This window comes from Pseudomonas neuropathica, assembly GCF_015461835.1.
Lineage (GTDB): Bacteria > Pseudomonadota > Gammaproteobacteria > Pseudomonadales > Pseudomonadaceae > Aquipseudomonas > Aquipseudomonas neuropathica.
The window spans coordinates 183,156-206,265 of sequence record NZ_JACOPX010000013.1 but is presented as its reverse complement, the minus strand read 5'-3'; the positions used below and the strand labels follow the sequence as shown (position 1 = coordinate 206,265).

The following is a 23,110-nucleotide window of genomic DNA, read 5'->3' as shown; positions in this document are numbered from 1 at the left end:
TGGGAGCGAGCCTGCTCGCGAAAGCGCTGGATCAGCCAACAAATCTGTCGACTGACACACCGTCTTCGCGAGCAGGCTCGCTCCCACAGGTTTCACGTGATGCGGATCAGAACGCGTAACGCACCTTCGCGGTAAAGCCGTCGGCATTGAAACCGCTGGCCGTTACGTAGTTGTACGAACCGCCGACACTCCACGCACCCATCCGATAGTTGGCGCCCAGGCCCAGTTCATAGCTGTCGCGCACAGGTGTGGTGCCACGGCTGGTGAATGAATCGCCGCCGAGTACGAACGATGAGGAGGTCGCAACCTTGTCGCCAATCACGTCATGCCAGGCCATGACTTTCGCCTCAGGCTCCAGACTGCCGGTGCCGAGCGCAAAATCAGCGGCCAGGCGCGCACCGAAGCCCATCTCACCGACTTCGTAACGCTGGCTGCCGACATTCAGCGCTGCCGAACTGCCCTTCTCGCGATAAGAATCCATACCGACGTTGGCGTAACGCGCACCGACCTGCGGCTCCAGCACCACACCCGGGGTCAGGCGCAGGGTATAACCGGCCAAGGCACTGACGCCGAATACATCGCTGTCGTAATCGCCTTTGGCGCGGGTGCCGGCGATGTAGCGTTTGGATTCGTTGTCGTTCCAGCCGTACATCAGCGAAGCGTCGACAAACCAGTTGTCACGCGTCCAGTTGCTGTAAACCGTCAGCGCATGGCCGGTCACTTTGGTTTTGCTGCCGAGATCGGATTTCACATCGGTGTCGAGGTAGCTGTAAGCCAGACCGATCGATGTGTCGGCGGTCAACTGACCGTCGGCACCAACGGCAATCCCGTGGCTGTCGGCGTCATAACCGGCGACACCGCGACGGGCATCCTGGTCGGCATTGCTGCTGAGGGCTTGCAGCCAGACGCCTTTTTCCAGGCTGCCGGTGGCGGTGCGTGCACGATTGGCGCGGCCATTGATCAGGTCAGAAACCAGCGTCTGGCTGTTGGTGGCGGCGTGCAGCACGCCACGGCTGACGTCCGGGCTGAGTGTCTCGGCCAGCCGCGCCAGTTGCGTGTCGGTGCTGGCGTTGGCAAACGCCTGGAACACCGGATCCTGTTCACCAAGACGTGACATCAGCGAGGCCGACAGTCCGACCAGAGCAGAAGCAGCGTTTTGGCTGCCACCGGCATCGAGGGTATTTTGCGTCAACACATTTTGCGACTTGGTGCTGACCAGCGCCTTGACGTCGTTGCCCTCAACGCCATAGCTTTTGACTTCGAGCAATGCCGAGGTCGACTCGACCGTAAGGTTTGCGCCGCCGATCAGATTGCCAGAACGGATCAACGTGTAACGGTTGCCGCCAGCGGCCGTGCGAAAATCGCTGGAGCGCGCCTGCAATTGCAGGTGTCCGCCCGGCGCGATCTCGGTGGTGCCGGTGACGGTCAGAATCGCCCGGTTGATGTCGGTGTCATTGCCGACCGACATCGCGATATTCGAGTCCGCTTCCTCCATGTCCAGATTGCCGATGATCGTGGTGTGAGGCTGCATCAAGGTCAACGTGGCCTCTTGAATGGCCACATAACCGGACTTGATCACCGAGCCATAGAAGTCGACCTCTCCATCGACCGACATCCCCGACAGCCCAAGCAAATCGCCTTTGACGTCACCGCCCCACCAATACAAATAACTCGTCCCATCGTCCACTTGAATGGCCGCCGTCGAGCCTTCGACCAAGCCTCCCGCCAAGGTGATATTGAATGAGCCTTGCGCCGCCGGTTGATTGCTCACATGGATGCCAATGCTCTCGCCGGAAATGGTGCCCCTGTTGAAAAGGCTGTCGGTGTTATTGCCAGGCTTGGGTACAAACGCCGCCCCGTTTAACGTCAAACCTTCCGCGCCACTGCCAGTGGCCTTGATCGTCGAGGTGTTGAAGATCGGCATGGACTGCGAGGTGTTCTCCATGTAAATGCCACGGGCGTTGTTACCGCTGACGATGATGGAGCCACCGGCATCGTTGGTCACGCCGTAGCCCATGGTCGTGCCGATCAGCGAAACCCCTGTGGCGTTATTGCCGGAGACGTTGATAGCGCCGTTGTTGATGAAGTTGCCGGTGATCGGCATGTCCTTGATGGCGATACCCGTCGAATCCCCATTGCTGGCCAGACCGTTAACCGTCACCGAGCCCTGGTTGGTGAAGTTCGAGTCCAGCTCTACCCAAGACACCCCCGCCGACTTGATGTCGATGCCGACACCGTGGGTGGCACCATCAATAGTGATCGCGGCCTTGTTGATGATTTCAGCATTGACCCTCGAACCGGAGAACTGCGCGGCGCTGGTCATGGCCGATGGCGAGCTCTCGACGACGTTTGCTACACCGACGAGGTTCAGGAAGTCATAGGTCTGGTTGACGCTGACCAGAGGTCCGCTACCCAGATCGTAATTGAGGGTGACAGCCCCGGTAACCGGAGCGTTGACAGCGAAAGCCGCAACAGAAAGCGCCAGCAAAGAGCGGCGCAGACCAGAAGTATTCAAACGAGAGTCCCTTCGAAAACATGAAAAACAGTTTCAGCAGGGGTCACGTATTCATACAGGCATCCCTACCGGCCCGCCATGTGTCCTGGCTCGGGCGCGGGGAATCTACAGGAGCCATCATTTTGATACCATCAAAAAGTCAAAGAGATGGCGCCAAATTCTCAAGAACCCGACCAGCAGTCGAACCGCCATCGCGAGCAGGCTCACTCCTACAGAAGAACAAGAGCAATGCACCAAACCCCGCATCACCTCTGCCCTTCACCACTCAACAGGATGAGCGTTAGCTCGGCTGCAGCTTTTGATCTTGACTCACCGGCCGCGTCGGCAGGCTGAGTGGAGGGATTGAACCGGGGGTGGGAGCGTAGCGACCGTTTGGCGAAGCCAAACACAGCGAGAGGAGGTGCAGCGAAGCAAACCGTAGGCGCTGCCCCCGGATCGATCCCGGAGCGAAGGAACCCCGAGCCTCAGCGAGCGGGCCGAACGTTGCGGCAAGCCTTTTTGGGTACTTTTTCGGCGTCTGGAAAAAGTGCCTCGCCGTAAGGGCGAAACCGCCAACAGCAACACCCGCAGCAACGGATATTCACCCAAAACACCCAACGCACGGTCGGCCCAAAGGCCGCCGAGTTCAACCTGAGCCAGCCTGCGACTTAGGCTTGGGAAACAAATTATCCAAAGTCTCCAACAACCTGACGTGATAAATCGGCTTGCGAAACAGATCCAGCACCTGCAACCGCAACAGATCACTGACGTCTTCCATATCTGCATGCCCCGACATCACAATCACCGGCAAATGCTGGCGCGAAGTATGCTCACGCAAGCGCTTGATCAACGACATGCCGGACTCCTCCGGCATGCGCAAATCAGTGATCACCAACGCGATATCCGGGTGGCGAGTCAGATGATGCAACGCCAGCTTCACCGACGTCGCCGTATGACAGACAAACCCCTCCCCCTCCAGCAACTCCGCCAACTCCAGCAACGCGTCCTCTTCATCGTCAACCAGAAGCAACTGTTGCCGGGGCAGCGAGGAAGCAGTCATGGGCAATCCCTGAAAACTGAAAGTGAACCCGAGTGTAGCCCGACATCATCCGGGCATTGAGCTTCGTTTCAGCTCAGGGGGACGGCGCAGGCGTCGTCGACACGGCCGTTCCACCCAGCGCCACCAGCAAGTTGTTGAACATGACCACCACACGGCCACCCACTGGCGTGACGAACACGATGACCACCACCGCGACCATCGCCACCACAATCGCATACTCGATGGCCGATGCAGCGTCATCATCGGCCAGGAAACTGCGAGCACGAATCATCAGGTATTCAAAGAGCATCGCCGTTCTCCTTGATCGTCAGGGTCTGGTCACGGCAGTGCCGCCCAGTCCGGTCAAAATGTTGTTGAAGTAGAACAACACCCGATTACCGAGGGGGGTCACAAATGCCACAACCACAACGGCCACCATCGCCACCACGATCGCGTACTCGATAGCCGATGCCGCCTCCTCGTTTCTGAACAACAGACGCACTCTGGCCATCAAGTAATCAACAATCATCTGGAACATACATCCACTCCTTCGCGCCTCTGGCGCCGATGTCGCACTACAGCGGCAAGGTTCCACCGTGCCATTTGAGCATTGTCAACAAACCCCCACCCAACAACTGTAAGAACGGATTAACCTGAAAGTATTAATCCAATCGTGTTTTTGCCATCGGCTGCTGTTAATTGGCCAAGACTCATACTTTCGTGAGTTATTTTCCTGTCAGTAATGGCGTTTTGGCTTGGATCAGCTAGCGTGGAAATAGCGAAATAGTTGCATGTTCATAGCTGCCGGATTGGGAACTTCTCTCGTTAGCAATAGCAGTGGGTAGTGCAGCAGGAAAGGGAGAGCCGTCATGAACAGTCGCGTCACCATGGGCCTTGCAGCCATCCTGTTATTGGGAGCCATTTTTGTCGGTTACTGGGGACTGGTACTCAGTCGTCAACCAGCGCCCGTCGCCGTCGCCCCCGTCGCCCCAACTGTCACTGTTGAAAAAACTGTCGCGATCGCCGAAGACCAGACCCGCCAACCCGTGGTGGTGCTGCTGCACGACGTGCCACCCTTCACTGCGCTGACCGCCGCCGATGTAGCGGTGGAAAAACTGCGCAGTGCACCGGCGGGCAGCTTGAGCACTGTCGATCAGGCCATTGGCCGCACACCTTGGCGGCACCTCAGCGCCGGCACCTGGCTGAACGATGAAAGCTTCACGGCGGGCGGCTCACTGGCACGCATGATTCACACTGACGAACGCGCGCTCACCGTGGCCGTTGACGAAGTGATCGGTGCCGCCGGGCAACTGATTCCCGGCGATTACGTCGATGTCTTGCTCTACCTGCGCCAGGACTCCAGCAACCTCGAACAGTCGGCGCAGATCGTTTTGCCGGCCATGCGCGTGCTTGGGGTGGGTGACCAGTACGGCCTGACCAACGACGGCCAACCGGCCTCGCCGGCCCTGAGTGCAGACGAAAAACTCAAACAGGATCAACGCCGCGTCGCCGCGCGCACCGTGGTGCTGGCGGTGCCGGAACAACTGCTCAGTCGCCTGATGCTCGCCACCCAGGCCGGCACCTTGCGCCTGGCCGTACGCAGCAGTGAAGAGCAACGCCTGGCCAAATACTGGGCCGGCGAAAACCAGTCCACGGCCCATCTCGACACCGCCAACCGACAACTCTTCCAGTTCAACCAACTGGCCATGGGCACCGCACCGAAAGCACCGTCCAGCGGTGGTTCCGGTGGCGCCGCACGGCCTGCTGTGGAAATCATTCGCGGCAACCAGATCACCCAACAAAACCCATGACAGCGCAAGGATCCAAGGGCATGCAGAGTCGTTTCAGGCCGACATTCAAACCCATGCTGTGCGCCCTGTTACTGATGGGACTGTCGATGGACGCCGCGTTGGCGGCGGTCGGCAATTGCTCGGCACTCGGGCGCATGCCGCCAGTGATCGAAATCGGCGAAGGCTTTCAGCAGGACGTGCAGTCCCCCGTGGCGATCACACGTCTGGCGATTGGCGACCCGAAAATCGCCGACGTCCACGCCAACGGCAGCTCGTCCTTTCTGCTCACCGGTGTTGCACCCGGCGCCACCAGCCTGATGGTCTGGACGTCATGTTCAAGCGAGCCGCGCCAGAGCATGGTCTTTGTTCAGGGCGCCGCCACTGCCGCCATGACCGGCACCCTGCCCTCGGATGACCCGAACCTGCCGTCGCAAGTACAGACCGATATCCGTTTCGTCGAAGTCAGCCGCACCAAACTCAAGGAAGCTACCGCCTCACTGATCGGTACGCGCGGCAATTTCCTCTTCGGTTCGCCCGGCACCCTGCCGCCGATTGACGGGGTGCCGCAGCCACGCCTGCCGGTGGACAACTCACTGTTCAACTTCTCGTGGATCGGCGGCAAGACCATGGCGATCATCAACGCGCTGGAAACCTCCGGCTTCGCCTACACCCTCGCGCGGCCGAGCCTGGTGGCGCTGAACGGGCAAAGCGCAAGCTTTCTGGCCGGCGGTGAAATTCCGATTCCGGTGCCCAGTTCCGGCAGCGACAGCGTGTCGATCGAGTACAAGGAATTCGGCATCCGCCTGACCCTGACGCCGACCATCATCGGTCGCGACCGCATCGCGTTGAAGGTCGCCCCGGAAGTCAGCGAACTGGACTTCAGTAACGCCGTACAAATTGCCGGCACCACTGTGCCGGCCCTGACCATCCGCCGCACCGACACCAGCGTGTCGCTGGGCGATGGCGAAAGCTTCGTCATCAGCGGCTTGATCAGCACCACCAACAGCTCGCAGGTGAACAAGTTTCCCGGCCTCGGCGATATCCCGGTGCTCGGCGCATTTTTCAAAGGCTCGCAGATCAAACGGGAAGAGCGCGAACTGCTGATGATCGTCACCCCGCATCTGGTCCAGCCATTGGCCGCCGATGCCCAGCTGCCGTCGTTACCGGGCGAAAAACTGCGCAATTACGATCCGAATTTCTATCGCATGTTCTTCCTCGAGAACGGCAATTTCGACAAGCGCAGCGGGTTATCGCAATGAGCCAGAGCCTGAGCCAGACCTTTCTCGCCATCACCCGCAACAGCACCGATCTGGAGTGGCTGCAGGGCGCGCTCGCGCCGCTCGGTCAGGTGGTCAGCGCCGGTGGCGGCAGCCTGGATGAGCTGCTGGCGCTGGTCGACGTCACCTTTGCCAGCCTGGTGTTCGTCGGGCTGGATCGCGAACACGTGGTCGCCCAGAGCGCGTTGATCGAAGGCGCGCTGGAAGCCAAACCGATGCTGGCGATCGTGGCCCTCGGCGACGGCATGGACAATCAGCTGGTGCTCAATGCGATGCGTGCCGGGGCCCGGGATTTTGTCGCCTACGGTTCGCGTTCCAGCGAAGTCGCCGGGCTGGTGCGGCGCTTGAGTAAACGCCTGCCGCCCGTGGCGCCGAATACGCAACTGGGCGGCCTTACGGTCATGTATGGCGTGCAGAGCAGTTCCGATGGCGCGCTGTTGGCCAACCACATGGCCCTGGTGGTGCAAAAGAGCGGTCAGCAAACCTTGCTGCTCGATCTCGGTCTGCCGCGCGGTGACAGCCTCGCCCTGCTCGGGCTGGAAAGTTCGTTTCACTTTGGCGATGCCTTGCGTCACTTGCGCCGGCTCGACGCCACGCTGATCGACAGCGCCTTCACCAGCGCCGAAGCCGGCCTGCGCATTCTCGCCTACGCCAGCAACGATGAGCCGTTGGAAAACACCAGCGCCGCCGAGCTGTACATGTTGCTCAGCGCCCTGCGCCAGCACTTCCAGCATATCGTCGTGAACCTCACCGGGCAGACTGACAGCGAAGCCTTGCGCACCTTTGTCAGCCATTGCGACAAGTTGCTCTGGTACACCGACCAGAACGTACTCAACTGCCGACGCAATCTCGCGGTGCTCAATCTGTGGCGGGAAAAAGGCATGAAACTCGACCACGGGCGCCTACTGATCGACCGCTACCTGAGCAACGTCGCGCCCAACTCCGAAACCCTCGGCAAGACCTTCAATCTGGAAGTGATCGCCACGCTGGCCCTCACTCCAGAAGTGCGCCTGAACGCGAAAAACCAGGGCGTCAGCCTGTTCGAACTGGCCCCGCGAGAAAAACTCACCCAGAGCCTGCGCGCCCTCGGTGAGCGCCTGGCCAAACGCTCCGAGGGCCTGGCCAAGCCCAAAGTCACCTGGTTCGACCGCTTGCGAGGCACCTCATGAGCGCAGAAAAACTCTTCGGCGCTGCGCCCCGCAGCAGCGGCGGCAACAGCGATCACGAAGGCCTGAAACTGGTCCTGCATCGCTACATCATCGACGCCCTCGAAGAGTCGGGAAAAAACCTGCTGGAAGGTTCTCGTCAGCAACTCGCACAGTTCGTCACCGACAAGGTCGCCGAGTACATCGCCCGTTTGCATCTGGCGATTTCCCGCTACGAGATGGAGCGGCTGGCCGAAGAGATCGTCGACGAACTCACCGGTTTCGGTCCGCTGGAAGTGTTGCTGCGCGATCACTCGGTGACCGAGATTCTGGTCAACGGCCCGCACCGGGTATTCATCGAACGCGACGGTGTGCTGCACCAGAGTGACCTGCGGTTTATCGATGCGCATCACGTCGAACGCGTGATGCAGCGCATCCTTGCACCGCTCGGACGGCGCCTCGACGAGTCCTCGCCGATGGTCGACGCACGCCTGCCGGATGGCAGCCGGGTCAATGCGATCATTCCGCCGATTGCCCTCGACGGCCCATGCCTGTCGATTCGCAAATTCCGCAAGGACATGCTTAAAAGCAGCGACCTGATCGCCATGCAAACCGTCGACCTGTCGATCTTCGAGTTTTTCCAGGATGCCGTCGGCAAGCGCTGCAACATCCTGATCAGCGGCGGCACCGGCACCGGCAAGACCACGCTGCTGAATATTCTCAGCCAGTTGATCAACCCGCACGAACGTCTGGTGACCATCGAAGATGTCGCCGAATTGCAGCTCGGCCACCCGCACGTGGTGCGCCTGGAAACCCGTCCGCCGAATGCCGAAGGCCACGGTGAGGTGAAGGCCAGCGACCTGATTCGCAACGCCCTGCGGATGCGCCCCGACCGGATCATCCTCGGCGAGATCCGCGGTGTCGAAGTGGTCGACGTACTCACGGCGATGAACACCGGCCACGACGGTTCGATGAGCACCGTGCACGCCAACAACGCCCAGGATGCCCTGCTGCGCCTGGAAACGCTGGTCGGCCTGACCGGCCGTTCCATCGCCGAACGCACCCTGCGCCAGATGATCTGCGCCGCCCTCGACGTGATCATTCAGTTGACGCGCATGCCTGACGGGCGCCGCTGCGTCAGTGAAGTGGTGGAAGTGGTCGGCATTCGCGAAGACGTCTACGTCACCAACACGCTGTTCCGCCTCGACCGCCGTACGGGCTTCGGCTTCCTGCGCGAAGCCGTCAATCCGGCCGGCGACAAGCTGCGCCACGAGACACATCTGGGCTGACGGCAAGGAGCATCGAGCATGCTGGGACCGATCATTCTCATCGTTATCTGCCTGACGCTGCTGGGGCTGTCGATTCGCCTGTTTTTGCAGGGTCTGCGCAAGACCGCCACGGAAAAAGTGCTCAACCGTCTCGCCGCCGGACAACCGCAACTGGCGCCGGAAAAACCTGTGTGGGTTGGACTGGAACGGATGTTTCTGCGCGCCGGACTGGGCCGTCCGACCGAACGTTTCGGCCTGTGGCTGAGCCTGTGGGCGCTAGCGATAGCGCTGGGGTATTTTCTTGCCGACTGGATCGGCCTGCTACTGATGATCGTCATACCGCCACTGCTATTGCGGCTATACATCGCCATTCTTTACCAGCGTCGGATCAAACGCATGATCGAGCAACTGCCGCAGTTGCTTGATCACACCGTGCGTAGCCTGAAGTCCGGGCGCACCCTGAGTGACGCAGTCATGGGCGGCATTGAAGCCAGCGAAGATCCGCTGAAAAAAGCCATGGGCCGGGTCCAGCGCAACGTGCAACTGGGGGTGAACCTGCCCGATGCGGTCAGTGATTTTGCCGAGCTGTATGAACAGGATGAACTGCGCATGTTCGCCCTCGGCCTGAAGGTCAATCATCGCTACGGCGGCAACGCCAGCGAGCTGCTGGAGAACCTGATCAAACTGATCCGCGAACGCGACCAGGGCGCCCGCCAACTGCGCGCCCTCACCGGCGAAACGCGGATGACCGCGTGGGTGCTCGGCTCATTGCCGTTGCTGCTGGTGAGTTACTTCATGCTGACCAACCCCGGCTACATGCTGGGGATGTGGAACGACGCCAGTGGTCAGCACATGTTGATCAGCGCCGCCGTGCTGCAAGTGGTCGGCAGCCTGGCGCTGTGGCGCATGTTGAGGAGCGTCTGACATGGTCTGGCTCGCGGCACTGATGTTGCTGCTCGGCGCCTTGATGCTGGTAATCAATCACCTGCTGATGGAGCGGCGCCGGGTGCGTCAGATCAATCAGCGCCTGCAAGGACAACTGGTACGCGAGAACCGCTTCGGCAGCTGGTTGCGTGCACTCGGCAGCAGCAAGTTCGGTCAGCGCTCGGTGAGCATCGACAGCGAAACCCAGACCCTGCTCAATCGCATCGGCTGGCGCCGCGCCAACGAACGGGCGCTGTATGCGGCATGCCAGGTGGGTACGCCGTTGTTGACGCTGGGCCTGGCGATCTTTCTGCAAGAAGTGTTCTTCCCCCAAGCCGACAACCGCTGGCTGGTGCCAATGCTCGCCACCGGTGGCGGTTACCTGCTGCCCAAACGCCTGCTGGCGTACGCCGCAGCACGGCGGCAGAAAACCATCGCAGTGGAGGTTTCGACGTTTATTCCGCTGCTGCGCATCCTCTTCGAATCCGGCATGGCAGTGGAACAAGCCCTGCGTGTACTCAGCATCGAAGCGCAAAAACTGCTGCCGGAACTGACCAGCGAACTGCGTCTGATCCTGACCCGTGTCGACTCTGGCCTGGAACTCGGCCAGGAGTTGAACAAAGCGGCGGTGATGCTTGCCGTGGACGAATTCAGCGACACCTGCGTGATCCTCCAGCAACTGATTCAACAGGGCGGCGGCGCGATGAAATCGCTGCTGGCGCTCAAGCAACTGCTGGATGACCGACGCCTGACCCGCCTGCAGGAATACATCTCGAAAATGTCGGCGAAGATGTCTGTAGTGATGATGCTGTTTCTGTTTCCGGCACTGCTGATCGTCCTCGCCGGCCCGGGCTTCACCGCGATAGCCCGGGCGTTCGCAAACTGACCTTGCTCATGGAGAGCGTTTGATGAAAGTACTGATAGTCATGGCAAGTCTGTTGCTGCTCGGTGGTTGCGCCACCGACGGCCAGGCACCCTGGACAGCGCTGCTGGCACCGAGCAGTTGCAGCAAGATGACCCAGGAGCAGGAGCTGGCCCTGAACCTCGCGGACGATCTGGCCAACGACGGCAAACTACACGCCAGCCTGGCTAACCTGCAAAGCCTGCCGGACAACATCAGCGAAGTGCGCCTGCGCAAAGCCAAGGTCTATCGTCTGCTCGGCCGTAGCGAAGCCGAGCCGCTGTACCGCGGCCTGCTCGGCGGCTGCCTGACCGCCGAAGCCGAACACGGCCTCGGCCAGCTCTACGCTGCTCGCGGCGACAACGGCCAGGCCCAGGCCCACCTGCAACGCGCCGCGCGCCTGGCCCCCACCGACGAAAAAATCCGCAACGACCTGGGCGTGGTCTACCTCAACCAACTGCGCCTCAACGACGCCCGCTTCGAGTTCCTCACCGCCATCGAACTCAAGCAGAACAACCAACTGGCGACCCTGAACATGGTCACCCTGCTGCTGTACCAGAACGACTGGCCACAAGCCGCGGAAATCGTCAGCCGCGCCAAACTGACCCCGCAACAATTCACCGAAGCCCAGGAACGCGCAGAAAAACTCAAAGCCCCGGTCAAGGCCAAACCTGCCACCGGCAATCAAGTGGCCGCCGTCGCTGACCCGTTGCCGTCATCGCTCAAATAAGGAGACAGCCATGAACCCCTTCAAAGGCCTGTGCTACCTGACCCTGCTCAGCCTGCCCCTCAGCGCCGCCGCCATCGACGCCGGCCCCTCTTCGGCGCAACAACAGGAAACCGAAGGCTGGCTGGTCCTGCAAAGCCGCAACAAAGCCGCCTCCCCCAAACCCCAAACGGCGACTGCGACCGAACGGGATTTGGCAATGCAGCGCTGGCTGAAGAAGTACAAATACGAGATTCCGGATTTTTATGATCCGGATGCGGGTGGGAAGATCGAGAGCAAGAATTAGTGATGGGGTGACCTTGCGAGCGCTTTCGCGAGCAGGCTCGCTCCCGCCTTTTGAAATGCACTCCACCTGTGGGAGCGAGCCTGCTCGCGAAGAACGATGACACGGTGTGCCTGCCGGATCAGGCCTGCGGATCCACCCGATCCAGCGCCCGGTTTACCGCCAGCTCGGCCAGCATGACGATCTGCTGAATCGCCAGCGCGGTATTGCGCTCAGGCCGGCCAAGCTGATCGGCAAAGTTACCGGCCAGGGTGTTGGCCGACGCCAGGGATTCGCAGGCATGGGCGAGCAGGCTTTCGGTGTCGATTTTCGGATGGATGAGAAACATCGTGCTGGCTTGCCGGGGTTTTTCAGGTTCGGGGCAGAGGTAGAAATCGAGAGCGCGTTTGATGGCTTCGCGGTTCTTGACGAGGTCGTCGGCGCGGATGGCATCTTCGAGCGGGGTGGTGGCTTCGTTGGGTGGGTCGGGGATCAGTTTGTCCATATCAACTCCTACTTGGCTGAGGAGCCACCTTTGTCGTTTCCACACGACAAAAGGTGGCAGCTGTACGCAGGGTGGAAAACCGATAAGTAGGCAACCGGCCAGACCGAAGCCTGCCCGCGCACAGCCGCCGCGACACAGTTTGCAGACGAAAGAAGACGCCGACAATGATTGCGGTAGCGATGCAACGCATCTACTTGAAATTCAGGTTTCCACACCCGGTCGCTGAATTGGCAGCGACAGCCAAAGACTAGAGAGCGCACGTCCGACGGACAACCTGAAAACAGTGTGGGAAGGTTCCGGTTATCTGCCACAAATTTAAACAGCCAAAAGCCAACCCTCACCCTAGCCCTCTCCCGGAGGGAGAGGGGACTGACCGAGTTGTTTGGGAGAGCTACGCCGACGTGAAAGACCGAGTCGAATTCAGATTCTGAAACAGATCAAAAGCCCCTCACCCTAGCCCTCTCCCGGAGGGAGAGGGGACTGACCGTGGTGTTTGGGAGAGCTACGCCGACGTGAAATACCGAGTCGGACTCAAATTCTGAAACAGATCAAAAGCCCCTCACCCTAGCCCTCTCCCAGAGGGAGAGGGAACTGACCGTGGTGTCTGGGAGAGCTACGCCGACGTGAAATACCGAAGCAAATTCAGATTCTGAAACAGATCAAAAGCCCCTCACCCGCTCCTAACCACTCAACAGGATGAGCGTTAGCTCGGCTGCAGCTTTTGATCTGCTGGCCCCTTCGGCAGGCTGAGTGGAGGGATTTATCCGGGGGTGGGAGCGCAGCGACCGTTTGGCGAAGCCAAACACATCGAGAGGAGGTGCAGCGAAGCAAACCGTAGGCGATGCCCCCCGGATAGATCCCGGAACGAAGGAACCCCGAGCCCTAGCGAGGGGCCGAACGCCGGGGCCCAGCCTTTTGGTTACTTTTTGGCGTCTGAAAAAGTGACCCGCCGTAAGGGCGGAACCGCCAGCCGCAACACCCAAAAAAACGGATATACACACCAAACCCCAAGAACCTGGTCGGCCCAAAGGCCGCCAAGTCAATGCGCCGTAACCCTCTGCCGCGCAGCAGAAGCACTCGGCGACAAAGCCAAAGCCAACTGCGTCCGATTATGCATATGCGTCAACCGCAACACCTGCGAAACATAAAGCTTCACCGTGTTCTCGGTAATCCCCAACTCACAGGCAATCTGATAATTGGTCTGCCCCTTGCCCACCAACCGCGCCACATCCAATTGCCGCGGCGACAACTGATTGAAAATCTCCGGCATCTCCTGAGCCTCAGCCTCGACAGGCTCACCGCCCAACACATCACGAACCACCGCCGAAGGACTACGCCGCACCTTGTCCAGATCCTGATAAAGGTCATCAATCGACTCAGACAGATACTGCAACTTCTGATTCAAATGCCCCAATTGCAGATTCTTCTGCCGCTCCTGCAGCGCCGCCTCCTGACGCCGCACCCCGTCGAGCAACTCATCCAGATCAATTGGCTTCTGATAATAATCGGCAATCCCGGCACGCAATGCCTTGATCACATCCTGCTTGTCGGCACGCCCAGTGAGCATGATCGCCTCGAACACCCGACGCTTGCCCGCCAAACGCTGCAACGCCTGAATCAGTTGAATGCCATCCATGTCCGGCATGTGCAGATCACTCAGCACCAGACCGATTTCCGCGTCCTCACTGAAACGCTCGATCGCCTGCAGACTGGATTCGCATGGCACACAGCGATAACCGTTGCTTTCAAGAAACTCGCACAGCTCCTCCACGATCAACGGCTGATCGTCGACCACGAGGACTTTTACCGCAGACGTAAGCTTGTTCACGTGCTACTCCATGTCCCAGGCCAAAGCTGACCATTCCTGTACTGTCAGCCTTTGGCTGTATAACCAGTTCATTTGAAAGTAGACGTACTTTCCGACTATGTACATAGAACTAGTGGCGCTTGGCGACTAGTGGATCCAAAGCATGACGAGCACTGCACCGACCAGCACGAACGGTGCAAATGGCAGCTTTTTTGACATCTCCGGGGCCATATATCGCAGACGTTCTCTAAGCCCTTGACTCATATGGAGCCAGACTCTTGGCGCCAGCAGCATCCAGATCAGGCTGGCGACGCCCGCCCCCATAAATACGCCAAGAATAAACAGACCGTCCGTCGCAAGACCGAGGGCTGTCATTAATTTCACATCGCCGGCGCCCATGCGACCCATGAAGAAACCCGGCAGGGTCAGCGCCAGCGCGATCAGGCAGGCCCAACCGCCCTGCCCCGCCTCTGCGCCCAGCCAAGTGCTGCCGGTCCACAACAGATAGATCAGCGCCAGCGCCGCCGCACCGAGCGTCAGCCCATTGGCAATGCGTCGCTGGCGGGCATCTTGCGCCGCGCACAGGCCCAGCCAGATCAGGAGGAGAAAACTGTACATCCGGTAAAAACCGTCCATTTTTGCGGAATGATTCTATGCTGAGACTACGCAGTGACAGTCAGGGTAGACGCACTCATGAAAACCGGCTTTCGCAAGTCGCAAAAAGGTGCGGTGGCGATTGAGTTCGCCTTGGTGTTCATCATCTTTTTCGCCGTGTTTTACGGCCTGGTCAGTTACAGCCTGCCCTTGGTGATGATGCAATCGTTCAATCAGGCCACATCCGAAGCCGTGCGCCGCAGTGTCGCGGTCGATCCCAACACGCCCAACTATTCAACCGTGGTGATCAACACCGCGAATGCCACGCTGACCCAGCAATTGTCCTGGATCCGTCCGATCTTCAACCTGGTGGTCGGCGTTGACACCAGTGTCGAATACAGCGCGACGGGCCTGCTGACAGTGCAAGTGAATTACCCGGTCAGCAAGCTCAATCAGGTCATGCCGTTTCTGGTTCTGCCGGGCATCGGCGCGGTACCCAGCCTGCCCACTTACCTGACCGCCAAGTCGAGTCTGCAATTTTGACGTCTGGAGACAAACTTTTCGGGCGTTTGCTCAAACGCACACCGCCCGCCGCCCATGAGTTGCCCGACCCACTCGGTTCACCCGCAACAGGCTTGCACCTGTACCTGAACGACGACGGGGACGTGCTGCAAATGGCCGGGCCGCTGCGGCACCTGTTGGCGCAGTTCAAGACTCACGATCGGCCCTTACCGCTGAGCGCCTATCTACTGCCGCACAGCACACTGACCATCGAAGGTCGACCAAGGGAGTGGCAGGGGCTTTTGCTTGATCTCGACTTCTTCGGTCTGGGCGAGCAGACCGTGCACGTGCGTGGCTGGGTTCAACCGCTGGGCGAGGGCTGGCTGATGCAGTTGATCGATATCGCCGACTTGTTGCTCGAACGCCAACAATCGCGCCAGCGTGATGCCTGCCGATTGCTCGCCGGGCAGATCAGCGACCAGTTGCGCGCATGCAGCCAGGCGCGGTTGCCGGCGATCGTCAGCGAACAATTGCAAATGATCGCCCAGCGCTGGCACATCCCTTGTCTGGCGCTGGCCTTGCTCGATGATGAGCAGCAGGGCTGGCAGATCTATCGTCAGCATCGGGCCCACGATGCGCCGAACCTGTGGCACGACCAGCAACGTCTGGGCACGCCGCTGGACAGCCTGAACGGTGCCGCGCCGCAACGTGTCGGCGCGCATCAGGGCCTGGATGAACATTCGCGAGTGCAGGTTCTGTTCGGCAGTGCCGAAGGTTTCGCGGTGCCGTATAGCGATGAACACGGTGTGGTGGCCTGGCTGCTCTGTGGGTTTTATCCCGTGGACAGCGCCGCACCATACCTGACCGAGCGTGACTGGATGGCACTGCTCGGCGCGCTGGCCGGGCCGTTGCTGGGGCGCCTGCGCGAACAGCAGCATCACCTGCAACTGGAACGCATCGAATCGCTGCAAACCCTGCTCGGTACCGGCTGGTGGGAGATCCTTGCAGGCGACGCCAACATTCAGCTGGCGCCCACGCTGGCGGCGGCCCTGAACGTCAACCCTGGCGGATTGCCGCTGGAAGACTGGCTGACGCAAATCCATCCCGCCGACCGCGACGAGTTGCGCAGCCGTCTGCACGCTTTGCAACAACACGGTGAGGCTCTGACGCTGTCGGTGCGTCTGCACGGCGGCAATCCCGCGCAAGCGCCCACATGGTATCGCGTACAGGGCCAACTGATTGGCAGCGGCGAGCACCGCCGGCTGGTCGGTTTCATGCTCGACATCAGCGACATCCAGAACCAGCAACAACGGGCCGCCGCCGCGCATGCGCGGCTGGACAACCTGATTGCCAGCTCGCCCGCGGTGATTTACGTCCAGCACTACCACGAAGGCGCGCTGATCCCGGCGTTCTTCAGTGCCAGCTTGCAACCCTTGCTGGGCTGGAACCTCGAGGACTGCAGCGACGGCGCACTGGTCGAGATGATCCATCCCGAGGATCGCGAGGTGTATTTCGCCCGCAGCCGCCAGTTGCTGCGCGAAGGTTCGGTGCGCAGCCGTTATCGACTGCGCGACCGTCGCGGCGAGTATCACTGGTTGCTCGATGAAGCCCGTCTGCTGCGCAATGACCTCGGCCTGCCGGTCGAAGCGGTCGGTTTGTGGCTGGACGTCACCGAGGCGACCCTGGCAGCCGAACAGGTGAAAAAGAGTGAAGAGCGCTATCGGATTCTGGTGGAAGACTCGCCGGCAATGATCTGTCGCTATCGCCCGGATCTGATTCTGACCTTTGGTAACCGGCCGCTGGCGAAGTATCTGGAATGCACGCCGGAGGAACTGCCAGGGGTCGATCTGGGCAGCTGGATGTCCGAGGAACAACGTACTGCGTTCGTCCAGCGCCTCGCTGCACTGACTGCGGAGCAACCGGTGAGCACCGCGGAAATCAGCCTGCAACTGCCCGGCAGAGAACATGCCTGGTGGGTGTGGTCCGATCGCGGCGTGTTCGATGAGCACGGCCAGTTGATCGAAGTGCAAGCGGTAGGCCGCGACAACACCGAGGTGCGCCGCTCGCAGCAGCAACTCACGCAAAGCGCGAAAATGGCCACCCTTGGCGAAATGGCCACCGGCCTCGCCCATGAAATCAATCAGCCGCTGAACGTGATGCGCATGGCCATCGTCAACGTGCTCAAGCGTCTGGGCAACGGCGATGTGCAGGTCGATTACCTGACCGACAAGCTCAATCGCATTGATGCGCAGGTGCAGCGGGCAGCGAAAGTCGTCGATCACATGCGCGTATTCGGCCGACGTTCGGAGATCGAGCAGCAACTGTTCAACCCCGCCTCGGCCATTGAAGGCACGCTGTCGCTGCTGGCCGAGGGCATGCGCGGCAAAGGCGTGGATTTGCGCATCAGCGAGACCGGGTTCGAGGTGCAAGTGCGCGGCTACGTCGATCAGCTTGAACAGGTGTTGATCAATCTGATGGTCAACGCGCGGGATGCGTTACTGAGCAAACGCGAGAAGGACTCAAGCTTCAAACCGTGGATCTCAATCTACGCTGAACGTGATGAGCAGCATGTGCGACTGTGGGTCGAGGACAACGGGGGCGGCATCGATCCGCGTTTACTGGAGCGGATCTTCGAGCCGTTTTTCACCACCAAACCCATCGGCGTCGGCACCGGGCTGGGGCTGTCGGTGAGCTACGGCATCATCGACAACATGGGCGGCCGGTTGAGCGTGCGCAACTCGGTGGAGGGTGCACGGTTCTGCATCGAGTTGCCGGTTGCCGTGGACGCCTAGATCACCAGATAGGCCTTGCCGGTCTGGCCGCAGGTCATGTTGGCACCGACGTCGACATCCATCAGGTTAATGCCCAGGCCTTTGAGCAGGTTGTTCAGCAGCGGGTCGAGCAACGGGCTGACCAGGTTGGTCACCACCGGCAGCAATTTGCTGGCGACATCGCTGATCAACGAGGCAACGTCGGTAACGATAGCCCCCAATGGATTGCTGCCCTGGGGTTTGTAGACGATCAGGTTGATGCCCGCGAGGGTGTTCGACAGGCTGCCGACGATGTTACTGGTGGGTGCGGCCGACTGAATGCTTGGGGGCAATTTGAGGTTCGCCGGGGTGGCGAATGGCGTAGCGCTGGAGAACACCAGATCCTGATTGTTTTGCGCGACGCTGGTGTCGAGTTTGATCGCAATGCCGCCAGCGCCGTATTGAATATGGGTGGAGGGGTCGCAAGTCCCGATGCCCAGAATTTTGTGGCACGTGACGATTCCCAGATCAACCAACGGTAACGGCGTGACAGTCGGTTCGGCGGCCGAGGAAAAGGCGTTGGCAGGGTCGATCTTTCCGAGTTTGAGGTCGGCAATGGATGTGATGGTGTGGGCAGTCAGGCTTTTCGTGCCTGTTGTCCCGGTTGGGCAGCTGTAATCGGTGACATAGCTTTTCGCGCCACCAGCATCCAGGCTGATGTCAATTTCAGGGGATGGCAATAGGAGTGGGTCAAGTTGTTGGCAACCGACGCAGGCAACCGAACTCAGGACTGCTACCAGATTCAGACTCAGGACTGCATTGAGCGTCGGCGTCAGTCCCGCGACCAATCCCAACACCGCATTGGTCAGCCCCGTGACCCCGGACAGCACCGGCAGGCTCACCGACAACATCGTGCGCACCTGCGCCGTACGCACATAAATCCGGTCCGGCCCGGTCGGATTGACCTTGGCCCGCGCCGGATCGCCAATGGCGGAAAACTGCGGCGGCTCGATCACTTTCACCCGCACCGTGACATTCGCCAGCCCGAGCACGCTGATCGGCAACGTCGCCGCCACCGCACTCTTGCTGTTGGCCAGTTGCACCACGCCCTGAATCAGTTGCAGCAGTTGCAGATTGGCGTCCAGCCCTGCTGCCGTGGTGCCGGTCTGCAGTTGCAGGATGTCGCCCAGTTTGACCGGCGCCGCGTTGATCGCGGCCACCTGCAATTGGCCCAGCGCAGTGATCACCTGCGCGGTCGCACCATTGAGTTGCACCACCGTCGCCGCCGCCTGAATCAGTTGCGTCACCGTGGCCTGAGTGTTGAGTAATTGCGTGTAATTGCCCGCCGCGACGTTGAGATTGATCGCCAGTTGATCAAGGTATTTGAGCAAGTTGATATCAGTGTTCAGCAGGCCGTCCCAGCCTAACGCGGTGAGGTTGACGTTACCGCCGAGCAACCCGGAAAACAGCGGATTGAGGATGTTCGACTGGGCCGTATCGATGCTCGCCAGCGTGCTGCGAATATTCAGCTGGGCGACCGTTGGCTGCGGTTTGGCGGCCACCGCCGAGGCATTCAGCGTGGTATTGAGACTGACCGGTGTAGCGCTGAACAAGGCTTGTACGCCGCCGGCAAAACTGGTGATCACCGTGCGACTGGCGACGACTTTGACCGCAGCCATTTGCGTGGCATCCACGGCGAACGTGCGTAAACCGCTGGCGGCAGTCACCAGGGTGCCGCACGTGGTGGCGAGGGTGTTGCTGGCATCGACGATGTAGCCATTGCGCACGGCGCTTTGCCCGGCATAACTGGCGGCGCTCAGCCCCGGCAGGCAATTACCGCCACGGCTGACGGCTTCGAGGGCGGCGTTGTCGACCACGCGCTGCAATTTGCGCTGTTCCATGTACAGGCGGCCGGTGTCGACCACCAACAGCAGCATCACCACCGCCAGACTGAGGGTGGCCGCCGCTATCAAGCCAATCGCCCCGCGCTGGCGGGCCGGGCCGTTGAATCGCGAACGAGGCGACATGGCGCACTCCTTTGCCGCTAGCTCCATTGGTGCAACTGAGTGTAGACGCGCAATCCCCGGTAGGAGCTGCCGCAGGCTGCGATCTTTTGATCTTGGCCTCTGAAAAGCAAAATCATAAGATCGCAGCCTTCGGCAGCTCCTACCGGTGGTCGTCGCAGGGCAAAAAAACGGGAGCTCAGGGGCTCCCGTTTTTTCTGAACAGACTCAACGCGGTGGATAGTTGGCCAGAATCCGCCCGACAGTCTCGCGAATGGCATTGCTGCGATCTTCGGGATTCGGCCTGCTGGCGAGCATCTGCTCATCGCTGCCGCGCCACACCAGTTTGCCGTCCTTGCCGTCGAGCAGGTCGATCTGGATGGTCGCGACCTTGTAGGTGATGTTGCGCGTTTCGTTGTACATCGGTGCGCCCCAGTAGCCGTTCCACGGGCCACCCCAACCGCCACCGTAATTGGTCGTCACTTGCTGCTGACGATCCTCGACGATCAGGTAGGTCTGCACATTCAGGTCACCCTTGGCCCCCGCCGCCGCAGGACGCAAACCGCGCTGGTCGAGCTGATCGGCGACGGCCTGGCGGATGCGCTGTTCGGTCAGGTCGCTTTTGATTCGTGGATCATCGGGGCGATATTGCAGGGCGGGGTCTTTCCAGCTCCAGCTGCGATAGGCGGCAAAGTCGCGGCTGGCATCGAAGTCGTGGTTGACCTGGTTGGCGGCGCAGGCGCTGAGCAGCGCGGCCATGGCCAGTAAAGCGAGACGGCGGAACATGGTTTTTCTCCGGTTGAAGACATGAACCTGCGGCAGCTTCCCGTTGGCAGAAAGCTAACTCGGAGGATACGCCGACATGGCCTTTTCCACAGCTTCGCGGATCGAATCGGTGCGATCGATTTCGCTGCCCTTGTTCGCGGTTTCGGCACTGGCACTCCAGACCGGTTGCCCGCTGCCGGCGTCGAACAGATTGACCTGCACCACCACGACCTGCTCCGAATACGTGCGCACGATCGGCACCGTGTTGTACATGCCATAACCGCGACCATATCGATCGTAGCCGCCGTATCCGCCGCCATAGTAGCCGTAGTCGTCCTGGACCTGCCGCAAACGGGTTTCCAGCCGCAGATCGGCGCTGACCAACAGGTCGGCCGGGCGATTGTCGTGCAATGGGCGCAAACCGCGCTGATCCAGCGCGTTGCTCACCGCTTCGGCCACTTGCGCCGAATCCGCCCAGGCCGTGCCCGGCGGCAGTTGCCCGTTGAGCCAGGCCCAGCTGCGATAGCGCCCGTAATCACGCGGCGGCGCCGGGTACGCGCTGCGGTCAAACGTAGTGGCGGCTTGCGCTGGCGCCGGCGGCAAGGGCCGCGATTGCGCCACGTACGGGTTGCTGCTCTGGCAAGCAGCCAACCCCAGACAGATCAGCAATAACCCGGATTGAGCTTTCATGTCGCGCTCCGATCAGATCGGCCGGCAGATCCAGTGCAAATAGCGCCCAAGCCCGGCGAAGCTTGGGTGACGGCGGTGAGCGAGCTCCATCTCAAGCAAATCCGCGAGTTCGGCGCGGGCCTGGAATTCCACCGGCATGTAGTCGTGGAAAACCCTGATCCCGCTTTGGGTTTCGACCTGCCACAGGCCGTCGAGTTGCGTTGCCAATTCCCGTGGGTCGAGAGGCTGTTGCGGGGTCAGGCTCTGCTTTTCCCCGGCCATGCTGTTCTTGCGCATTTTCTTGAAATGGCCTTTGAGCAGGTTGCGGTAGATCAGCGCGTCGCGGTTGTAGAACGCCAGCGACAACCAGCCGCCGGGCTTGGTGAGTTGGTGCAGCACCGGCAGGATCGCGTGGGGTTCGGCCAGCCATTCGAGCACGGCGTGGCAGATCACCAGATCGTACGGTTCGTTGAGTTGGCCGAGCAGTTCCTGCCACGATGCCTGAATGAACGTCGCGGTTTGCCCAGCCTCGGCAAAACGCTGGCGCGCACCTTCGAGCATCGGCGCGGCCGGCTCGGTGAAGGTCACATCGTGGCCGCGCTCGGCCAGCCACAGCGACATGTGGCCGAGACCACCACCGATGTCGAGAACGCGCAACGGACGATCCGGCAGTGCCTCGATTAGGTCGGCCTGCAACACCGCGAGGCGAATCGCGCCTTTCGCGCCGCCATAGATTTTTTCGGCGAACCGCGTCGCCAACTGATCGAAATGCCGGTCGCTCATCAGCTGAACCGCCGTTCGCTGTCGGCAAGCTTGGCGCGCACCACTTCATTCATGTCCAGGCCCAACTCGCTGCACAGCAGCAACAGATACAACACGATATCGCCGACTTCCTGACCGGCGTGGGCGAGTTTGTCGGCGGGCAACTGGCGCGACTGGTCTTCAGTCAGCCACTGGAAGATTTCCACCAGTTCGGACATTTCGACACTGGCTGCCATGGCGAGGTTTTTCGGGCTGTGAAATTGCCGCCAGTCATTACGGTCGCGAATGGCGTGCAGGCGTTCGGTCAGTTCAACAAGGTTCATCGGGTTCTCCTGAAGGCGTATAGCTTCGGGGGGATACCCACCAAAGGCAAGCGGCGCAGGCTCGCTCCCACACAGAATGGGTGCAAACCTTCTATCATGCAGGGAACTCGGCCACCCGCGTTGTGGCCCAAGGCTCAGCTCTTTCATCAGGATGCACACATGCAGGTAGAAAGCTTTTTCGAATGGCTCGGGCAGGCGCTCGGTTCGGTCATCCGGTTTATCGTCGATGGCCTCAGTGGTTTGTTCAACATTCTGAGCAATGCCGGCGGCAACTTTGTCGACGGGCTGGCCAAAACCCTGGGCATGGACACCTCGATCATCAGCATCATCGCCCTGATTGTCGGGCTGATGCTGTTGTGGTCGGCGATTCGCGCGTTCATGAATGCGTCGATCATTGCCGGGATCATCTGGTTGTTGCTGGGGTTGTGGCTGCTTAGCTGGATTATTCACTAGCGCCACAAAACCTTGTAGGAGTGAGCCTGCTCGCGATAGCGGTGTGTCATTCGAAGCTGTTTTGACTGAACGGACGCTATCGCGAGCAGGCTCACTCCTACAGTGAATCGCGTTTCAGGCCAGAGGAATCGCTACAATGCCGCTCCCCAAG

General features: G+C 60.4%; 23 protein-coding genes. 11 read left to right on the top strand and 12 right to left on the bottom strand.

Translation table 11 applies throughout. The annotated features are described in order from the left end of the window. Nucleotides 1-106 precede the first annotated feature (106 nt). From H8F23_RS20175 to H8F23_RS20160, 4 genes are all read right to left on the bottom strand, one after another. Nucleotides 107-2,515, bottom strand: coding sequence for an autotransporter family protein (locus tag H8F23_RS20175; protein WP_194935549.1), 2,409 nt, complete (start codon nucleotides 2,513-2,515; stop codon nucleotides 107-109). A gap of 625 nt (nucleotides 2,516-3,140) precedes the next feature. Then, a complete protein-coding gene (locus H8F23_RS20170; protein ID WP_194935548.1) occupies nucleotides 3,141-3,554 on the bottom strand; it encodes a response regulator in 414 nt (137 codons plus the stop codon). A 73-nt stretch (nucleotides 3,555-3,627) separates the two neighbouring features. Further along, nucleotides 3,628-3,843: a Flp family type IVb pilin gene (locus H8F23_RS20165; RefSeq protein ID WP_123448490.1), complete on the bottom strand. Its 216-nt coding sequence runs from the start codon at nucleotides 3,841-3,843 to the stop codon at nucleotides 3,628-3,630. An 18-nt stretch (nucleotides 3,844-3,861) separates the two neighbouring features. Continuing rightward, the gene (locus tag H8F23_RS20160) at nucleotides 3,862-4,071 is read right to left on the bottom strand and encodes a Flp family type IVb pilin (protein ID WP_228759302.1); all 210 of its coding nucleotides are present in this window, start codon (nucleotides 4,069-4,071) and stop codon (nucleotides 3,862-3,864) included. A gap of 331 nt (nucleotides 4,072-4,402) precedes the next feature. On the opposite strand from H8F23_RS20160, the gene cpaB reads away from it, so the two are divergent. Genes cpaB through H8F23_RS20120 form a run of 8 tightly spaced genes read left to right on the top strand, consistent with a single transcriptional unit; the run spans nucleotide 4,403 to nucleotide 11,851 of the window. Then, a complete protein-coding gene (cpaB, locus tag H8F23_RS20155) occupies nucleotides 4,403-5,344 on the top strand; it encodes a Flp pilus assembly protein CpaB (protein WP_194935547.1) in 942 nt (313 codons plus the stop codon). Nucleotides 5,345-5,364: 20 nt separating this feature from the next. Then, entirely contained in the window at nucleotides 5,365-6,582 is a 1,218-nt protein-coding gene (locus H8F23_RS20150) for a type II and III secretion system protein family protein (RefSeq protein ID WP_194935546.1), read from the top strand. Further along, the gene (locus H8F23_RS20145) at nucleotides 6,579-7,769 is read left to right on the top strand and encodes an AAA family ATPase (protein WP_093430273.1); all 1,191 of its coding nucleotides are present in this window, start codon (nucleotides 6,579-6,581) and stop codon (nucleotides 7,767-7,769) included. The genes H8F23_RS20150 and H8F23_RS20145 overlap by 4 nt, the downstream gene beginning before the upstream one ends. Then, the gene (locus H8F23_RS20140) at nucleotides 7,766-9,034 is read left to right on the top strand and encodes a CpaF family protein (RefSeq protein WP_116256699.1); all 1,269 of its coding nucleotides are present in this window, start codon (nucleotides 7,766-7,768) and stop codon (nucleotides 9,032-9,034) included. The genes H8F23_RS20145 and H8F23_RS20140 overlap by 4 nt, the downstream gene beginning before the upstream one ends. An 18-nt stretch (nucleotides 9,035-9,052) precedes the next feature. Beyond that, complete coding sequence (locus tag H8F23_RS20135; protein WP_194935545.1) at nucleotides 9,053-9,937, top strand: type II secretion system F family protein; 885 nt, start codon at nucleotides 9,053-9,055, stop codon at nucleotides 9,935-9,937. Between the two features lies 1 nt (nucleotide 9,938). After that, complete coding sequence (locus H8F23_RS20130; RefSeq protein ID WP_194935544.1) at nucleotides 9,939-10,823, top strand: type II secretion system F family protein; 885 nt, start codon at nucleotides 9,939-9,941, stop codon at nucleotides 10,821-10,823. Between the two features lie 22 nt (nucleotides 10,824-10,845). Next, nucleotides 10,846-11,568: a tetratricopeptide repeat protein gene (locus H8F23_RS20125; RefSeq protein WP_194935543.1), complete on the top strand. Its 723-nt coding sequence runs from the start codon at nucleotides 10,846-10,848 to the stop codon at nucleotides 11,566-11,568. A 10-nt stretch (nucleotides 11,569-11,578) separates the two neighbouring features. After that, nucleotides 11,579-11,851: a DUF3613 domain-containing protein gene (locus H8F23_RS20120; RefSeq protein WP_194935542.1), complete on the top strand. Its 273-nt coding sequence runs from the start codon at nucleotides 11,579-11,581 to the stop codon at nucleotides 11,849-11,851. A gap of 118 nt (nucleotides 11,852-11,969) precedes the next feature. Here H8F23_RS20120 and H8F23_RS20115 read toward each other — a convergent pair whose 3' ends face one another. From H8F23_RS20115 to H8F23_RS20105, 3 genes are all read right to left on the bottom strand, one after another. Then, nucleotides 11,970-12,332: a DUF6124 family protein gene (locus H8F23_RS20115; RefSeq protein WP_194935541.1), complete on the bottom strand. Its 363-nt coding sequence runs from the start codon at nucleotides 12,330-12,332 to the stop codon at nucleotides 11,970-11,972. Between the two features lie 1,039 nt (nucleotides 12,333-13,371). Continuing rightward, complete coding sequence (locus tag H8F23_RS20110; RefSeq protein ID WP_194935540.1) at nucleotides 13,372-14,160, bottom strand: response regulator transcription factor; 789 nt, start codon at nucleotides 14,158-14,160, stop codon at nucleotides 13,372-13,374. Between the two features lie 126 nt (nucleotides 14,161-14,286). Continuing rightward, nucleotides 14,287-14,757 (bottom strand): prepilin peptidase, encoded by a 471-nt coding sequence (locus tag H8F23_RS20105; protein WP_194935539.1) that lies wholly within the window; start codon nucleotides 14,755-14,757, stop codon nucleotides 14,287-14,289. A 75-nt stretch (nucleotides 14,758-14,832) separates the two neighbouring features. On the opposite strand from H8F23_RS20105, the gene H8F23_RS20100 reads away from it, so the two are divergent. Both H8F23_RS20100 and H8F23_RS20095 read left to right on the top strand, forming a co-directional pair. Next, nucleotides 14,833-15,276: a TadE/TadG family type IV pilus assembly protein gene (locus H8F23_RS20100; protein ID WP_194935538.1), complete on the top strand. Its 444-nt coding sequence runs from the start codon at nucleotides 14,833-14,835 to the stop codon at nucleotides 15,274-15,276. Beyond that, entirely contained in the window at nucleotides 15,273-18,026 is a 2,754-nt protein-coding gene (locus tag H8F23_RS20095; RefSeq protein ID WP_194935537.1) for a PAS domain-containing sensor histidine kinase, read from the top strand. The genes H8F23_RS20100 and H8F23_RS20095 overlap by 4 nt, the downstream gene beginning before the upstream one ends. On the opposite strand, the gene H8F23_RS20090 is transcribed toward H8F23_RS20095, so the two are convergent. The 5 genes from H8F23_RS20090 to H8F23_RS20070 all read right to left on the bottom strand — a co-directional run bounded on the left by H8F23_RS20090 (nucleotide 18,023) and on the right by H8F23_RS20070 (nucleotide 22,506). Next, a complete protein-coding gene (locus H8F23_RS20090) occupies nucleotides 18,023-20,011 on the bottom strand; it encodes a pilus assembly protein TadG-related protein (protein WP_194935536.1) in 1,989 nt (662 codons plus the stop codon). The two genes, H8F23_RS20095 and H8F23_RS20090, sit on opposite strands and share 4 nt — an antisense overlap. 204 nt (nucleotides 20,012-20,215) lie before the next feature. Beyond that, nucleotides 20,216-20,773 (bottom strand): DUF4136 domain-containing protein, encoded by a 558-nt coding sequence (locus tag H8F23_RS20085; RefSeq protein WP_194935535.1) that lies wholly within the window; start codon nucleotides 20,771-20,773, stop codon nucleotides 20,216-20,218. 54 nt (nucleotides 20,774-20,827) lie between these two features. After that, nucleotides 20,828-21,442, bottom strand: a complete 615-nt coding sequence (locus tag H8F23_RS20080) for a DUF4136 domain-containing protein (protein WP_194935534.1) — start codon at nucleotides 21,440-21,442, stop codon at nucleotides 20,828-20,830. A gap of 12 nt (nucleotides 21,443-21,454) precedes the next feature. Further along, on the bottom strand, nucleotides 21,455-22,204 hold the full coding sequence (locus H8F23_RS20075) for a methyltransferase (protein ID WP_194935533.1): 750 nt from the start codon (nucleotides 22,202-22,204) through the stop codon (nucleotides 21,455-21,457). After that, nucleotides 22,204-22,506 carry a MazG-like family protein gene (locus H8F23_RS20070; RefSeq protein WP_007914625.1) on the bottom strand — a complete coding sequence of 101 codons (303 nt, stop codon included), beginning with the start codon at nucleotides 22,504-22,506 and terminating at the stop codon, nucleotides 22,204-22,206. The genes H8F23_RS20075 and H8F23_RS20070 overlap by 1 nt, the downstream gene beginning before the upstream one ends. Before the next feature lie 159 nt (nucleotides 22,507-22,665). On the opposite strand from H8F23_RS20070, the gene H8F23_RS20065 reads away from it, so the two are divergent. After that, complete coding sequence (locus tag H8F23_RS20065) at nucleotides 22,666-22,959, top strand: hypothetical protein (RefSeq protein WP_007914623.1); 294 nt, start codon at nucleotides 22,666-22,668, stop codon at nucleotides 22,957-22,959. The last annotated feature ends 151 nt before the right edge of the window (nucleotides 22,960-23,110 follow it).

Excerpts from the sequence above, each read along its gene's own strand:
- H8F23_RS20085 (WP_194935535.1), bottom strand. The coding sequence starts at position 20,773 with ATGTTCCGCCGTCTCGCTTTACTGGCCATGGCCGCGCTGCTCAGCGCC.
- H8F23_RS20120 (WP_194935542.1), top strand. The coding sequence starts at position 11,579 with ATGAACCCCTTCAAAGGCCTGTGCTACCTGACCCTGCTCAGCCTGCCC.
- H8F23_RS20150 (WP_194935546.1), top strand. The coding sequence starts at position 5,365 with ATGCAGAGTCGTTTCAGGCCGACATTCAAACCCATGCTGTGCGCCCTG.
- H8F23_RS20090 (WP_194935536.1), bottom strand. The coding sequence starts at position 20,011 with ATGTCGCCTCGTTCGCGATTCAACGGCCCGGCCCGCCAGCGCGGGGCG.
- H8F23_RS20160 (WP_228759302.1), bottom strand. The coding sequence starts at position 4,071 with ATGTTCCAGATGATTGTTGATTACTTGATGGCCAGAGTGCGTCTGTTG.
- H8F23_RS20135 (WP_194935545.1), top strand. The coding sequence starts at position 9,053 with ATGCTGGGACCGATCATTCTCATCGTTATCTGCCTGACGCTGCTGGGG.
- cpaB (WP_194935547.1), top strand. The coding sequence starts at position 4,403 with ATGAACAGTCGCGTCACCATGGGCCTTGCAGCCATCCTGTTATTGGGA.
- H8F23_RS20065 (WP_007914623.1), top strand. The coding sequence starts at position 22,666 with ATGCAGGTAGAAAGCTTTTTCGAATGGCTCGGGCAGGCGCTCGGTTCG.
- H8F23_RS20105 (WP_194935539.1), bottom strand. The coding sequence starts at position 14,757 with ATGTACAGTTTTCTCCTCCTGATCTGGCTGGGCCTGTGCGCGGCGCAA.
- H8F23_RS20130 (WP_194935544.1), top strand. The coding sequence starts at position 9,939 with ATGGTCTGGCTCGCGGCACTGATGTTGCTGCTCGGCGCCTTGATGCTG.
- H8F23_RS20125 (WP_194935543.1), top strand. The coding sequence starts at position 10,846 with ATGAAAGTACTGATAGTCATGGCAAGTCTGTTGCTGCTCGGTGGTTGC.
- H8F23_RS20165 (WP_123448490.1), bottom strand. The coding sequence starts at position 3,843 with ATGCTCTTTGAATACCTGATGATTCGTGCTCGCAGTTTCCTGGCCGAT.
- H8F23_RS20170 (WP_194935548.1), bottom strand. The coding sequence starts at position 3,554 with ATGACTGCTTCCTCGCTGCCCCGGCAACAGTTGCTTCTGGTTGACGAT.
- H8F23_RS20145 (WP_093430273.1), top strand. The coding sequence starts at position 6,579 with ATGAGCCAGAGCCTGAGCCAGACCTTTCTCGCCATCACCCGCAACAGC.
- H8F23_RS20115 (WP_194935541.1), bottom strand. The coding sequence starts at position 12,332 with ATGGACAAACTGATCCCCGACCCACCCAACGAAGCCACCACCCCGCTC.
- H8F23_RS20075 (WP_194935533.1), bottom strand. The coding sequence starts at position 22,204 with ATGAGCGACCGGCATTTCGATCAGTTGGCGACGCGGTTCGCCGAAAAA.
- H8F23_RS20140 (WP_116256699.1), top strand. The coding sequence starts at position 7,766 with ATGAGCGCAGAAAAACTCTTCGGCGCTGCGCCCCGCAGCAGCGGCGGC.
- H8F23_RS20100 (WP_194935538.1), top strand. The coding sequence starts at position 14,833 with ATGAAAACCGGCTTTCGCAAGTCGCAAAAAGGTGCGGTGGCGATTGAG.
- H8F23_RS20070 (WP_007914625.1), bottom strand. The coding sequence starts at position 22,506 with ATGAACCTTGTTGAACTGACCGAACGCCTGCACGCCATTCGCGACCGT.
- H8F23_RS20080 (WP_194935534.1), bottom strand. The coding sequence starts at position 21,442 with ATGAAAGCTCAATCCGGGTTATTGCTGATCTGTCTGGGGTTGGCTGCT.